The organism is Pseudomonas sp. St386 (assembly GCF_018325865.1).
GTDB classification, from domain to species: Bacteria; Pseudomonadota; Gammaproteobacteria; order Pseudomonadales; family Pseudomonadaceae; genus Aquipseudomonas; species Aquipseudomonas brassicacearum.
This window is the reverse complement of the sequence record NZ_AP021900.1, coordinates 6,274,853-6,287,466: the sequence shown is the minus strand read 5'-3', so window position 1 is coordinate 6,287,466 and position 12,614 is coordinate 6,274,853. Positions and strand designations below refer to the sequence as shown.

At 60.2% G+C, this 12,614-nt stretch carries 14 protein-coding genes; 9 read left to right on the top strand and 5 right to left on the bottom strand.

Annotation, left to right across the window (positions count from 1 at the left end):
- Positions 1 to 18: 18 nt before the first annotated feature.
- From soxG to fdhA, 3 genes are all read left to right on the top strand, one after another.
- Positions 19 to 651 carry a sarcosine oxidase subunit gamma family protein gene (soxG, locus tag KI235_RS27920; RefSeq protein WP_028237469.1) on the top strand — a complete coding sequence of 211 codons (633 nt, stop codon included), beginning with the start codon at positions 19 to 21 and terminating at the stop codon, positions 649 to 651.
- A 182-nt stretch (positions 652 to 833) separates the two neighbouring features.
- Positions 834 to 1,691, top strand: coding sequence for a formyltetrahydrofolate deformylase (gene purU / locus KI235_RS27915; protein ID WP_003206299.1), 858 nt, complete (start codon positions 834 to 836; stop codon positions 1,689 to 1,691).
- Positions 1,692 to 1,872: 181 nt separating this feature from the next.
- The gene (gene fdhA, locus KI235_RS27910; protein ID WP_003206297.1) at positions 1,873 to 3,072 is read left to right on the top strand and encodes a formaldehyde dehydrogenase, glutathione-independent; all 1,200 of its coding nucleotides are present in this window, start codon (positions 1,873 to 1,875) and stop codon (positions 3,070 to 3,072) included.
- A 103-nt stretch (positions 3,073 to 3,175) separates the two neighbouring features.
- Here the strand turns inward: fdhA and KI235_RS27905 are convergent, their stop codons facing one another.
- The 3 genes from KI235_RS27905 to KI235_RS27895 form a co-directional block, all read right to left on the bottom strand.
- Positions 3,176 to 3,388 carry a cold shock domain-containing protein gene (locus KI235_RS27905; RefSeq protein WP_003206294.1) on the bottom strand — a complete coding sequence of 71 codons (213 nt, stop codon included), beginning with the start codon at positions 3,386 to 3,388 and terminating at the stop codon, positions 3,176 to 3,178.
- A gap of 357 nt (positions 3,389 to 3,745) precedes the next feature.
- The gene (locus tag KI235_RS27900) at positions 3,746 to 4,318 is read right to left on the bottom strand and encodes a hypothetical protein (protein ID WP_028237471.1); all 573 of its coding nucleotides are present in this window, start codon (positions 4,316 to 4,318) and stop codon (positions 3,746 to 3,748) included.
- 105 nt (positions 4,319 to 4,423) lie between these two features.
- Positions 4,424 to 4,846, bottom strand: coding sequence for a DUF3757 domain-containing protein (locus KI235_RS27895; protein ID WP_027912941.1), 423 nt, complete (start codon positions 4,844 to 4,846; stop codon positions 4,424 to 4,426).
- 301 nt (positions 4,847 to 5,147) lie between these two features.
- On the opposite strand from KI235_RS27895, the gene KI235_RS27890 reads away from it, so the two are divergent.
- Positions 5,148 to 5,726 (top strand): DUF2780 domain-containing protein, encoded by a 579-nt coding sequence (locus tag KI235_RS27890; RefSeq protein ID WP_028237472.1) that lies wholly within the window; start codon positions 5,148 to 5,150, stop codon positions 5,724 to 5,726.
- Positions 5,727 to 5,766: 40 nt separating this feature from the next.
- Here the strand turns inward: KI235_RS27890 and KI235_RS27885 are convergent, their stop codons facing one another.
- Together KI235_RS27885 and KI235_RS27880 are read right to left on the bottom strand one after the other, a co-directional pair.
- On the bottom strand, positions 5,767 to 6,108 hold the full coding sequence (locus KI235_RS27885) for a hypothetical protein (RefSeq protein ID WP_039013107.1): 342 nt from the start codon (positions 6,106 to 6,108) through the stop codon (positions 5,767 to 5,769).
- 170 nt (positions 6,109 to 6,278) lie between these two features.
- Positions 6,279 to 7,172 carry an acyltransferase gene (locus tag KI235_RS27880; RefSeq protein WP_003206284.1) on the bottom strand — a complete coding sequence of 298 codons (894 nt, stop codon included), beginning with the start codon at positions 7,170 to 7,172 and terminating at the stop codon, positions 6,279 to 6,281.
- Between the two features lie 179 nt (positions 7,173 to 7,351).
- On the opposite strand from KI235_RS27880, the gene KI235_RS27875 reads away from it, so the two are divergent.
- From KI235_RS27875 to creD, 5 genes are all read left to right on the top strand, one after another.
- On the top strand, positions 7,352 to 7,858 hold the full coding sequence (locus tag KI235_RS27875; RefSeq protein WP_003206282.1) for an ATP-dependent zinc protease: 507 nt from the start codon (positions 7,352 to 7,354) through the stop codon (positions 7,856 to 7,858).
- A 69-nt stretch (positions 7,859 to 7,927) separates the two neighbouring features.
- On the top strand, positions 7,928 to 8,608 hold the full coding sequence (creB, locus tag KI235_RS27870) for a two-component system response regulator CreB (protein ID WP_003206280.1): 681 nt from the start codon (positions 7,928 to 7,930) through the stop codon (positions 8,606 to 8,608).
- A complete protein-coding gene (creC, locus tag KI235_RS27865; RefSeq protein ID WP_003206278.1) occupies positions 8,608 to 10,026 on the top strand; it encodes a two-component system sensor histidine kinase CreC in 1,419 nt (472 codons plus the stop codon). Before creB ends, creC begins: the two co-directional genes overlap by 1 nt.
- A gap of 171 nt (positions 10,027 to 10,197) precedes the next feature.
- Positions 10,198 to 11,172 carry an alpha/beta hydrolase gene (locus KI235_RS27860; protein WP_172681422.1) on the top strand — a complete coding sequence of 325 codons (975 nt, stop codon included), beginning with the start codon at positions 10,198 to 10,200 and terminating at the stop codon, positions 11,170 to 11,172.
- A gap of 54 nt (positions 11,173 to 11,226) precedes the next feature.
- Entirely contained in the window at positions 11,227 to 12,600 is a 1,374-nt protein-coding gene (gene creD / locus KI235_RS27855) for a cell envelope integrity protein CreD (RefSeq protein ID WP_003206274.1), read from the top strand.
- Positions 12,601 to 12,614: the final 14 nt, after the last annotated feature.

Below are 12,614 nucleotides of genomic sequence, written 5' to 3'. Positions count from 1 at the left end.
TTCAGACAGGTGCTCCACATGACCGCAGTCAACGTGTACCAACAACGCCCAACCACCGGGGCCAAGGCCGAGTCGTCGCTGCACCATGCCGACCTCGCCAGCCTGGTGGGCAAGGGCCGCAAGAACGCCGGTGTGACAGTGCGCGAGAAAAAACTCCTGGGCCACCTGACCCTTCGTGGCGACGGTCACGACCCGGCGTTCGCCGCCGGTGTGCACAAGGCCCTGGGCCTGGAATTGCCAGGTGCGCTGACCGTCATCGTCAAGGGTGAAACCAGCCTGCAATGGCTTGGCCCGGATGAATGGCTGTTGGTGGTGCCCACTGGCGAAGAGTTCACCGCCGAGCAGAAGCTGCGCGAAGCCCTGGGCGAGCTGCACATCCAGATCGTCAACGTCAGCGGCGGCCAGCAGATCCTCGAACTGTCCGGCCCGAACGTGCGCGACGTGCTGATGAAGTCCACCAGCTATGACGTTCACCCAAGCAACTTCCCGGTGGGCAAGGCCGTGGGCACGGTGTTCGCCAAGTCGCAACTGGTGATCCGCCACACGGGCGAAGACACCTGGGAACTGGTGATCCGCCGCAGCTTCTCGGATTACTGGTGGCTGTGGTTGCAGGATGCCGCGGCTGAGTATGGCTTGAGCGTGCAGGCCTGAAACACTGCAGTCCTTGTGGAAGCAAAACTGTGGGAGCAAAGCTTGCTCGCGATGCAGGCGCTTGAGTTCCAGATAGACCGCGTTGTTTTTATCGCGAGCAAGCTTTGCTCCCACAGATAAATCCTCCGCCACAGGTTCTGTGTCCGGCGGGGGGTTATCCATAACAAACAGGAGTCACCGCAATGAGCCGCGCCCCAGACACATGGATCTTGACTGCCGACTGCCCCAGCGTGCTCGGCACGGTGGACGCGGTGACCCGCTTTCTGTTCGAGCAGGGCTGCTACGTCACCGAGCACCACTCCTTCGACGACCGGCTCTCGGGACGCTTCTTCATTCGCGTGGAGTTTCGCCAACCGGAAGGTTTTGACGAGCAGAATTTCCGTTCCGGCCTGGCCGAGCGTGCCGAAGCCTTCGGCATGGTTTTCGAACTGACGCCGCCCAACTACCGGCCCAAAGTGGTGATCATGGTCTCCAAGGCCGATCACTGCCTCAACGACTTGCTCTACCGCCAGCGCATCGGCCAGTTGTCCATGGACGTGGTGGCCGTGGTGTCCAACCACCCCGACCTCAAGCCGCTGGCCGACTGGCACCAGATTCCCTACTACCATTTCCCCCTGGACCCGAACGACAAGCCTTCCCAGGAGCGGCAGGTGTGGCAGGTGATCGAAGACACCGGCGCCGAGCTGGTAATCCTTGCGCGCTACATGCAAGTGCTGTCGCCGGAGCTGTGTCGCAAGCTCGACGGCAAGGCGATCAACATCCACCACTCGCTGCTGCCGGGTTTCAAGGGCGCCAAGCCGTATCACCAGGCCTACAACAAAGGCGTGAAGCTGGTGGGCGCCACGGCGCACTACATCAACAACGACCTGGATGAAGGTCCGATCATCGCCCAGGGCGTGGAAGTGGTGGACCACAGCCACTATCCCGAAGACCTGATCGCCAAGGGCCGGGACATCGAAGGGCTCACCCTGGCCCGGGCCGTGGGGTATCACATCGAACGAAGGGTGTTCTTGAACGCCAATCGCACTGTCGTTCTTTAGACCGACATCGCGAGCAAGCTCGCTCCCACAGGGAGTACGCGATCAACTGTGGGAGCGAGCTTGCTCGCGATGAGGCCCTTACAGACAACAAAGAAACAAAGACACAAGCACTAACCCGAGCAATCAACGCGCTGCCTGCCTGGGCAACGCAGTTCCACAAAAACAACAGCGAGGTGAAAGCATGTCTGGTAATCGTGGTGTCGTGTATCTCGGCAACGGCAAGGTCGAAGTACAGAAAATCGACTATCCAAAAATGCAGGACCCGCGCGGCAGGAAGATTGAGCACGGTGTCATCCTGCGCGTGGTCTCCACCAACATCTGCGGCTCCGACCAGCACATGGTGCGCGGCCGTACCACTGCCCAGACCGGTCTGGTCCTGGGTCACGAAATCACCGGTGAAGTGATCGAAAAGGGCAGCGACGTCGAGAACCTGAAAATCGGTGATCTGGTGTCGGTGCCGTTCAACGTGGCTTGCGGGCGCTGCCGTTCCTGCAAAGAGCAACACACTGGCGTCTGCCTGACCGTCAACCCGGCCCGTGCCGGCGGTGCCTATGGTTACGTGGACATGGGCGACTGGACCGGCGGCCAGGCCGAATACGTGCTGGTGCCGTACGCCGACTTCAACCTGCTGAAACTGCCGGACCGCGACAAGGCCATGGAGAAAATCCGCGACCTGACCTGCCTGTCCGACATCCTGCCGACCGGCTACCACGGCGCTGTCACCGCCGGCGTTGGCCCTGGCAGCACCGTCTACATCGCCGGTGCTGGCCCGGTTGGCCTGGCGGCCGCTGCTTCCGCTCGCCTGCTGGGGGCAGCAGTGGTGATCATTGGCGACGTCAACCCGGTCCGCCTGGCGCACGCCAAGGCCCAGGGTTTCGAAATCGCCGACCTGTCCCAGGACACCCCGTTGCACGAACAGATCGCCGCGTTGCTGGGCGAGCCTGAAGTCGATTGCGCCGTCGATGCGGTAGGCTTTGAAGCCCGCGGCCATGGCCATGACGGCGTCAAGCACGAAGCCCCGGCCACCGTACTCAACTCGCTGATGGGCGTGGTCCGTGTAGCCGGCAAGATCGGCATCCCTGGCCTCTACGTCACCGAAGACCCGGGCGCTGTCGATGCGGCGGCGAAAATGGGCAGCCTGAGCATTCGCTTCGGCTTGGGCTGGGCTAAATCCCACAGCTTCCACACCGGCCAGACCCCGGTGATGAAGTACAACCGCCAACTGATGCAGGCGATCATGTGGGACCGTATCAACATTGCTGAAATCGTCGGCGTGCAGGTCATCAGCCTGGACGACGCGCCGAAAGGCTACGGCGAGTTCGATGCGGGCGTGCCGAAGAAGTTTGTGATTGACCCGCACAAGTTGTTCAGTGCGGCGTAAGCGGTAAAGGGCAAGACGGAAAAAAGGGCGACAGTGATGTCGCCCTTTTTTATTGGTTTGAAAACCTCATCCTGGCACTGATAGTGATAGCCCTGACCGATCGTTATTCCGGCGTCACTTTCGCGGCCTGCATGCCTTTGCCTCCCTTTTCGACTTCAAACGAAACGGTCTGCCGCTGTTTCAACGTTTTATAACCTTCGCCAGCTATTGCCGAATAATGAACGAACAATTCCTCGCCTCCTTTGCCGCAGGTAATGAAGCCATAGCCCTTTGCATCGTTAAACCATTTAACGGTTCCTTTGATTCGGTCGTTCATTTTTTATTGTCCTGCTTGCCCGAATGAAGAAAGGCACAGGGACTGTGGTTTGCCCAGAGCCTTGTTTTTCGCTGTCTCGGCTGGAGCTTAGAGCCGGCACCCACAGTTGCCTACTGTCAGAGTTGACAGTAGGCAATACCGAGAAGAAATAACGGATTGTGCGTTGATAGTTGGATGACTGCCGCAGCGTTCATGCCCGGCTTGTGCCTGTACCGTCGACCGATCACGTCCAGCACATCGCAGCCACCGCGCAACGGAATCGTCCGTAGGAGCTGTCGAGTGAAACGAGGTTGCGATCTTTTCCCAGACACTTGAGTCTCAAGCGAAAGATCAAGAGATCGCAGGCTTCGCCAGCTCCTACAGGGCAGATGCGGTCCCGACCCGTTCGCAGAATTCAGGGTAAAAACCTTTGGCGCTAGGGCCTTGGCAATAGGCTTGCGCCTGGGCCAGGACGTCGGCGCTGAAACTCAGGCTGCGAGGCATGCCGGCAAAGGTTTCATAGCCGCCTTGTTGGGTCTTGATGGCGTCGAACCCCCGCATGTCGTAGACCAGTTCCACGTCATCGTCGGCAAGCAGTCGCGCCTTGACCGTCACTTGCGTGTATTGCTTGCCCCCTGGTGCGCCATTGAGCGCTGCCAGGCCATGGCCGACAACGCGCAGCATGTGCGGGACCCAGGGCTCGCAGTCATTCGCGCAAGCACCTGGACGGTAAAGCACGGTCAGCGTTTGCTGGTCGCGGGTCACATCGGTGAGAGTCGGGTCGGAGCGTTTGATGCGGTGCTCGATGGTCAGCCAGGTCTTTTGTTCTTCGCTGGTGCCGTCGGCCAGTTCCGGATTCAATGGGCCACGCTGGCACTCGGTGACGCCGAGAGCAATGAGCATGCCCGTCAGGATGACGGCGAGGGTCGCGCCGCCGATTTTTACGTTCATAGGCAAGCTCTGCTGGAGGAGGTCGCACTGTACGGTAACGGTGCAGGCGATGGCAGGGCGCAATGAGCCGCTGTGCAGGAACAGTGACGCGGTTGCCATTCGCGATCAATAAATCAGGTTGAAGTAGTCACCGTCCATTAGCCTGCACATTCTGGTATCCGGGCTTTCGCAACGATTATCCACCCACACTGAAAAGGCCGGTTCCAGGATCTGCTGATACTCCAGATTCAGATTTATGTCCCCGTACCGGCACGTGATGGTCGCCCTTGTGACTGCCTGTGTGTCCTCGTCGGTTTCATGGATAACGTACTTGGCGCCTTCGAATCGCAACGATGACGGGTCGACCACGTCCACCAGGCTTTCGCTCTCCCATTCGTGGCCGTCCTGTATATCGACGAAGAAAACATCTTCCACCGTTTCAATGTTTCTACGGATGTCAGTGACGGCAGGGCAGGTTATTTCACCGGCATGGGCGTGGCCGATGATCAGCCAAAGCAACACCGCGCCTCCAGCCAGTATTCTTTTCATGTGCCAGGCTCCAGGGCTCAATTCAATGATTCACGGCTTTGGTCGGGGCGGGCTACTGTCAATGTTGACAGTTATTTATGTCAATTTAGAACTGTGTATGAATGTTTGGTAACTTTCAGCTATATAAAAACATGATTTTCTTCAAGATCAGATACTTCTGGTGACCATGTAAGACTCTTCTGATATGGCTGTCGGCCATTAATGTAATAGGTATAGGAACAATTTTTGCCCGCGTCGGTCTAAAGCACGTTTAACGCCGCCCTCAATGGGCGGCTTTTTAATGGTCGAGAGGAAGTTCCTGATGAAGGTCTCACGCGGTTTTGCTCTGTCTTGCCTGTTGGCGCTGGTTGCCAGCCCGGCCTTCGCGCAGTTCAGCCTCAGTGACGCAGCCAATGTGGTGTCGGCGATGCAGGGCAACCAAGGCGAGCAGGGGGAGGGCGTCGTAGCCGCCGCGCCGAAAGCCGCCGGGCTGCTCAATACCCTGGGATCGGAACTCAAGATCACGCCGGAACAGGCCATCGGCGGTGCCGGTGCGATGCTGGGGCTGGCGAAGAACCGACTCAGCGAGCCGCAGTTTTCCGAGTTGAGCAACAGTGTGCCGGGCCTGGATCAGATTGCTGGGAACAGCGCCATCGGTGGGCTCAATGGCCTGGGCGGTTTGCTCGGCGGCGGGTCGGACAAAAATGCCTTACTCGATGGCCTGCTGGGTAACGTCAAGGACACCGGCGACCTGAACAATGCCTTCAGTGCGCTGGGCATGGACAGCGGCATGATCGGCCAGTTTGCTCCGATCATTCTGCAGTATCTCGGCCAACAGGGTGTTGCCGGTTCGCTGCTGCAGAACCTGGGTGGTATTTGGGGAGCGGGTGCAGGTGTCTGATAGATAAAGGTGGCGACATCGAAAATCCGCCACGAAGCCCTTAAAAGCTCAAGCTGAAGCAGTCGGGTGTTGGCGCTTGGGCCTGAAGGTAATGCAGCGTGAGATGGATGCCACCCACATTGCAGGTGAGGGTTACCCTGCTTAATGCTTGTTCCTCTTCGTCGGATTCATGGATCGCGAACTCGGCCTCGTTCAATTGCTCCACCGCTGGGTTGGCGGCCTGTATGAGGCGCGGTTGCTGCCATTCGCGATCATCCTGAATCTCTACCGTTTCATTATTTCCATGGCTGGGTGCCGCACTCGGGTGAGTGACTTCTTCGGCGTGGACATGACCGATTATCAGCAAGAGTATTCCAGAGCCGCCTGTCATGAAGATTCCCATTGGCCTGCCTCCATATTCTGTGTCGGCGACATGTTTGCGGCTGTGCCTGGCCAGGGCTACTGTCAGGGTTGACAGTTTTTTATGTCGATTTGGAATTAAAAGAGGGCAGGTCCAAAAAAGCAGACCTCCCGCTTTAAGGTATTCATCCGCGGCGTTGCCTGTCAGAACGGTCAGGCAGTACTTCCCTCGCTGCGCAGGGCCGCGATGCGCCGGTCCTTTTCAGTCCATAGCTGGTTGACCCAGTCCTGCACGTGCTGGCGAAACACCGGGTCGTTTTCGTAGTCGCCTTGCCATAGCGTCGGGTCCAGTTCGCGGGTCTGGATGTCGATGATGACCCTGGGCACCGCGCCGCTGATCAAGTCCCAGAACCCGGGAATGCGCTCTTGCGGATAGACCACGGTCACGTCCAGCACCGCGTCCAGTTGCTCACCCATGGCTGCCAGCACGAACGCCACGCCCCCGGCCTTGGGCTTGAGCAGGTGGGTGAAAGGCGATTGCTGTTGTTGGCTTTTGGCGGCGGTGAAGCGGGTGCCTTCGAGGTAGTTGACCACGGTGACCGGCTGGCGCTTGAACAGTTCGCAGGCGGCCCTGGTGATTTCCAGGTCCTTGCCGGCCAGTTCCGGGTTCTTTGCCAGGAAAGCCTTGGTGTAGCGCTTCATGAAGGGGTAGTCCAGCGCCCACCAGGCCAACCCCAGGAACGGCACCCAGATCAGCTCTTTCTTGAGGAAGAACTTGAAGAACGGCGTACGCCGGTTGAGGGTCTGGACGAGGGCGGGGATGTCTACCCAGGATTGGTGATTGCTGATCACCAGGTAAGACGTATCGCCTCGCAGGTCCGCGCCGCCGCGGATGTCCCAGCGGGTGGGGATGCACAGGGCGAAGATCAGCTTGTCGATCTCGGCCCAGGTCTCGGCGATCCACATCACCGACCACGAGGCATAGTCGCGAAAGCGCCCGGGCAGGACCAGTTTGAGCACGGCGAACACCATCAACGGCCCGAACAGCACCAGGGTGTTGAGCAATAACAGCAGCGTGACGAAACAGCCGGTGAGCAGGCGGCGCATAGATGACTCTTGCAAACAGGTGGGCGGGCCATGATAAGCAAGCTTCGGGCGGCAGGCCAAATCGGTGTGGACGAAAGTTTCACCTTGGCCGGGGTAGGCTGGGCCACAGGTGCATGACCAACCGAACGAATCCGTCGGTCACGGTCTAAAAAAACCACCCACACAGGAAGCCTTATTGCATGAAGTCCTTTCTCGCCCTGCTTTCCCTGGTGGCCCTTCCAGTGCTGGCCGCCGAGCCAACCCTGTACGGGCGCTACGAATACATCGCGCTGCCGGAAATTGGCGGCGAAGTGCTCAAGGCCAAGATGGACACCGGCGCCCTGACCGCCTCGCTGTCGGCCAAGGACATCGAGACCTTCACCCGCGACGGCGATGACTGGGTGCGGTTCCGCCTGGCGACCAAGGGTGCGAGCAACAAGGTCTACGAGCACAAGATCGCGCGCATCAGCAAGATCAAGACCCGTTCCGAGGAAGATGAAGAAGACGATGAAAAGATCGCGCCCACCAAGCGCCCGGTGGTCGATCTGGAGTTGTGCCTGGGTAACGTCAAGCGCACGGTCGAGGTCAACCTGACGGACCGCAGCAGTTTCAATTACCCGTTGCTGATTGGCGCCAAGGCGTTGCGTGAGTTCGGGGCGGCGGTGAACCCGGCGCGGCGGTTTACGGCGGATAAGCCTGACTGCTGATTTCCCTGATTGACGTACCCCAAGGCTTGCGGCACCGTTCCGGCAACTTTACTGCCGGGCTCGCAAGCCATGCCTCATATCCTGATTGTCGAAGACGAAGCCGCCATCGCCGATACGCTGGTGTTTGCCCTGCAAGGGGAGGGGTTCGACACCACGTGGCTGAGCCTTGGTGCCGCGGCCCTTGAGCACCAGAAAAGCGCTCCGGCGGACCTGATCATTCTCGATGTGGGGCTGCCGGATATCAGCGGATTCGAGACTTGTAAAAATCTCAGACGTTTCAGCGACGTTCCGGTCATCTTTCTTACAGCCCGGGATGGCGAGATCGACCGGGTGGTGGGCCTGGAGATCGGTGCCGACGATTACGTGGTCAAACCCTTCAGCCCCCGCGAGGTGGCGGCCAGGGTCCGGGCGATCCTCAAGCGCGTGGCGCCGCGTCCGGCGGCGGAGTCGAGCACGGCGCTGTTTCAGGTCGATGCCGACCGTGTGCAGATCAACTATCGCGGCAAACCGCTGAATCTCACCCGTCACGAGTTCCGCCTGCTCAATTGTCTGCTGGAGCAACCTGAGCGGGTTTTCAGCCGCGAACAATTGCTCGATGCCCTGGGCGTGGCCAGCGATGCCGGCTACGAGCGCAGCATCGACAGCCACATCAAGAGCGTGCGCGCCAAGCTGCGCCTGGTCCGGGCCGAGGCCGAGCCGATCCAGACGCATCGGGGCCTGGGCTACAGCTACAGTCCGGGGCACAGCTGATGTCGCTGGGGATCCGGATTTTCCTGGTGTATGTGCTGTTTATCGCCTTGACCGGTTATTTCGTGCTCAACACGGTCATGGAGGAAATCCGTCCCGGCGTGCGCCAGTCCACCGAAGAAACCCTGGTGGACACGGCCAACCTGATGGCCGAGATCCTGCGGGACGATTTCAAGGCCGGCACCCTCAACCAGAATCGCTGGCCGCAGTTGCTCAAGGCCTACGGCGAGCGCCAGCCGGCGGCGACGATCTGGGGCTTGCCGAAAAACCAGGTCAGCCATCGCATCTATGTCACCGATGCCAAGGGCATCGTGGTGCTCGACTCCAGTGGCGTGGCGGTGGGCCAGGATTATTCGCGCTGGAACGATGTCTACCTGACCCTGCGCGGCCACTACGGCGCTCGCTCGAGCCGCAGCGTTCCGGATGACCCGACGTCTTCGGTGATGCACGTCGGCGCGCCGATCCGCGACAACGGCCGCATCATCGGGGTCGTCACCGTCGCCAAGCCCAACAGTTCATTGCAGCCTTATGTCGATCGCACCGAGCGGCGACTGCTGGCCTATGGCGCCGGGTTGGTGGCCCTGGGCCTGTTGCTGGGCGGCTTGCTGTCCTGGTGGCTCAGCGCGGCACTGCGACGTTTGACGGCCTATGCCCAGGCGGTCAGCCAGGGGCGGCGGGTGGAGGTACCGCATTATCGCGGTGGCGAGTTCGAGCAACTGGCGGGCGCTGTGGAACACATGCGCACGCAACTGGAAGGCAAGGCTTACGTCGAGCGTTACGTGCATACGCTGACCCACGAACTCAAGAGCCCGCTGGCGGCGATTCGCGGTGCCGCCGAACTGCTGCAAAGCGACATGCCCGCCGCCCAGCACCAGCGCTTCGTCAATAACATCGACAACGAAAGTGTGCGCATGCAGCAGTTGATCGAACGGTTGCTCAACCTGGCCCAGATCGAGCAGCGCCAGGGGTTGGAAGAAGAAGTCGCGGTGCCGCTGGCGACGTTGATGGACGAGCTGCTGGAAGCGCGTGGCGGCTGGATTGAAAGTCGCCTGTTGACGGTTGAACAGCACATCGCTGCCGACCTGACGCTGACCGGTGAGCCGTTCCTGTTGCGCCAGGCCTTGGGCAATCTGCTGGAAAACGCCCTGGACTTCACCCCCGTCAACGGCCGGCTACGTATCAGTGCCGAGCGCAGCGGGGATCGCGTCGAGATCCGCCTGTTCAACCAGGCCGCGCCGATTCCCGACTACGCGCTGCCACGCCTGAGCGAGCGCTTCTACTCCCTGCCGCGTCCAGACAGCGGCCGCAAGAGCACCGGCCTGGGGCTCAACTTCGTGGAGGAAGTGGTGCAGTTGCATGGGGGACAATTTAGTATCGGCAATGTCGAGGGTGGGGTTGAGGTGGTGCTGAGGTTGCCGTGAGGGAATTTGGTTAATCTTGTTATTGATTAATTTACATAACCATTTTTTAGGTTTAATTTCCTCTCAGCACCGGCGAACGATTCAATAAACCTGTCAGCAAGCCATGCCTTACGGCGAGATGACTTTCGGTCGGCTGGTCCTATTCGTGGATACACAACCGGGAGCATGAGCATGGTGAGCCTCTGGCAAAAACTGCAGGCCAAGTTGTTGCGCGCCTTCGCCAAGAGAATGAAGGCGAAGTTTACCTACGACGCAGCGTTGTTTGCGCTGCGCACAGTTGTCGAGCAAACCATCCCGACCCCTTGGGGGCCTGCGCGGGCGCTGTTTTACTGGCCCCATTCGCAGTCCTCGGCGAAGCTGCCGGTGTACCTGAATTTCCATGGCGGTGGCTTTGTCGCCGGGACGCCCGAACACGACGACAGCTATTGCCGTCGACTGGCCCATAACCTGAACTGCCTGGTGGTCAATCTGGACTATGTGCTGGCGCCAGAGCACGCCTTCCCCGCAGGCCCGCGGCAGTGCTTCGCGGTGCTCGAATGGCTGGCCAGCGAAGCCGAAACGCTGGGCATCGATCCTCAGCGTTTCGCAGTTGGCGGCCATAGCGCCGGCGGCAATCTGGCCGCCGCCGTGGCGGGGCTGGCGCGAGGGCATCAAGCGTTGAAGGTGGTGCATCAGTTGATCGACTATGCGGCGTTGGATCTGCACCAGGACCCTGCCTTGAAGACGTCCACCAGTGCCCGGCCGCTGCTCAATGCCGGTCTGATGCGCTTCTTCAACAGCTGCTACCTGAGCGATCCGGCACAAGCTCGCGATCCGTTGGCCTCACCCCTGTTGGCGCCGGTCGAGGCGCTGGCGGGGATGCCGGCTGCCACGGTGATCACGGCGCAATACGATATCCTGCGTGCCGAAGGCGAGGCCTACGCCGAGAAGTTGCGCCAGGCCGGCGTGCCGGTGCGCCAGCGAATGTTTGAAGGCTGCGACCATATGTTCACCCACCTGGGGCCGGACGAATCGGCCGAGGAGGCCTGGCAGATGATGGAGGACTCTCTGCGCGAGGCTTTCCAGACCGTGGACATGGCGGACGCCGACGTTCGTGCTCGACACGACGATGGCAGTCTCCACACAATCTCCACAATCGCTCCATAAGCCCAACACACAGCCATCCCAGACTCTCCCTCATTCGAACAGGGAGAGCCCCACATGAACCGCAGTCTCGCCATAAAACTGGGCATGATCGCCCTATTGATTCTCTTGTTGATGATCCCGTTGTTGATGATCAACGGGCTCATCGATGAGCGCCAGGAACTGCGTGACGGTGTGCTGCAGGACATCGCCCGCAGCTCCAGCTACAGCCAGCAATTGATCGGGCCGATGATCGTGGTGCCGTTTCGCAAGAGCGTGAAGGTCTGGAATACCAACGAGAAGACCGGCGTGCGTTTCCTGGAAACCGTCGAGCGAGCGGGCGAGTTGTATTTTCTACCGGAGCAGTTTGAGCTCGACGGCCAGGTCCGCACCGAAACCCGGGCCCGGGGCATCTACGAAGCGCGCTTGTTCCATGCCGATAACCGGATCGATGGTCGCTTCAAGGTGCCTGAGCGCTACGGTGTAGCCGCCAAGGATTTCGCCGATTACCGCTTCGACGAGCCGTACATGAGTGTCGGCATCAGCGATATTCGCGGCATCGAGAATGCGCTGACCTTGACGCTGAACCAACAGACCGTCGACTTCCTGCCCGGCTCGCGACTCGGCTGGCTGGGGCAGGGTGTGCATGTGCCGCTGCCGATGATCACCGCCCAGGGCGGCCCTGAGCTGACCTTCGGTTTTGACCTGCGTCTGCAAGGCACTGGCGAGTTCCAGATTCTGCCAGTGGGCAAATCCACCAAGGTGCACCTGTCGGCCGACTGGCCGCATCCGAGCTTCATCGGCAACTACCTGCCCACCAATCGTGAGATCAATGAGCAGGGTTTCAGTGCCGACTGGCAGACGTCGTTTTTCTCCACCAACCTTCTGGAAACCCTGCAAGCCTGCGAACCGAGCGATAGTTGTGAAGCGTTCCGCAGTCGGGCCTTCGGGGTGAGCTTCATCGACCCGGTGGACCAGTACCTCAAGAGCGACAGGGCGATCAAATATGCGCTGCTGTTTGTCGCCCTGACCTTCGCCGGCTTCTTCCTCTTCGAGGTACTCAAGAGCCTGGCGGTGCACCCGGTCCAATACGCCTTGGTGGGCGTGGCGCTGGCATTCTTTTACCTGCTGCTGTTGTCGCTGTCGGAGCACATCGGCTTCACCCTGGCGTACCTGGTGTCGGCCAGCGCCTGTGTATTGCTGATCGGGTTCTATGTCTGCCATGTGCTGCGCAGCGTGAGCCACGGCCTGGGATTCTCGGCAGGGCTGGCGGGCTTGTACGGTTTGCTCTACGGCCTGTTGAGCGCCGAGGACTACGCGTTGTTGATGGGCTCGCTGTTGCTGTTCGGCCTGCTGGGCGTGTTCATGGTGCTGACCCGCAAGCTGGACTGGTACGGGGTCGGGGCGAAGCCGGCGGCGGCGATGAACTTCGATTTGGGAGAGGTGAAATGAGCCGGTCGCTGGGG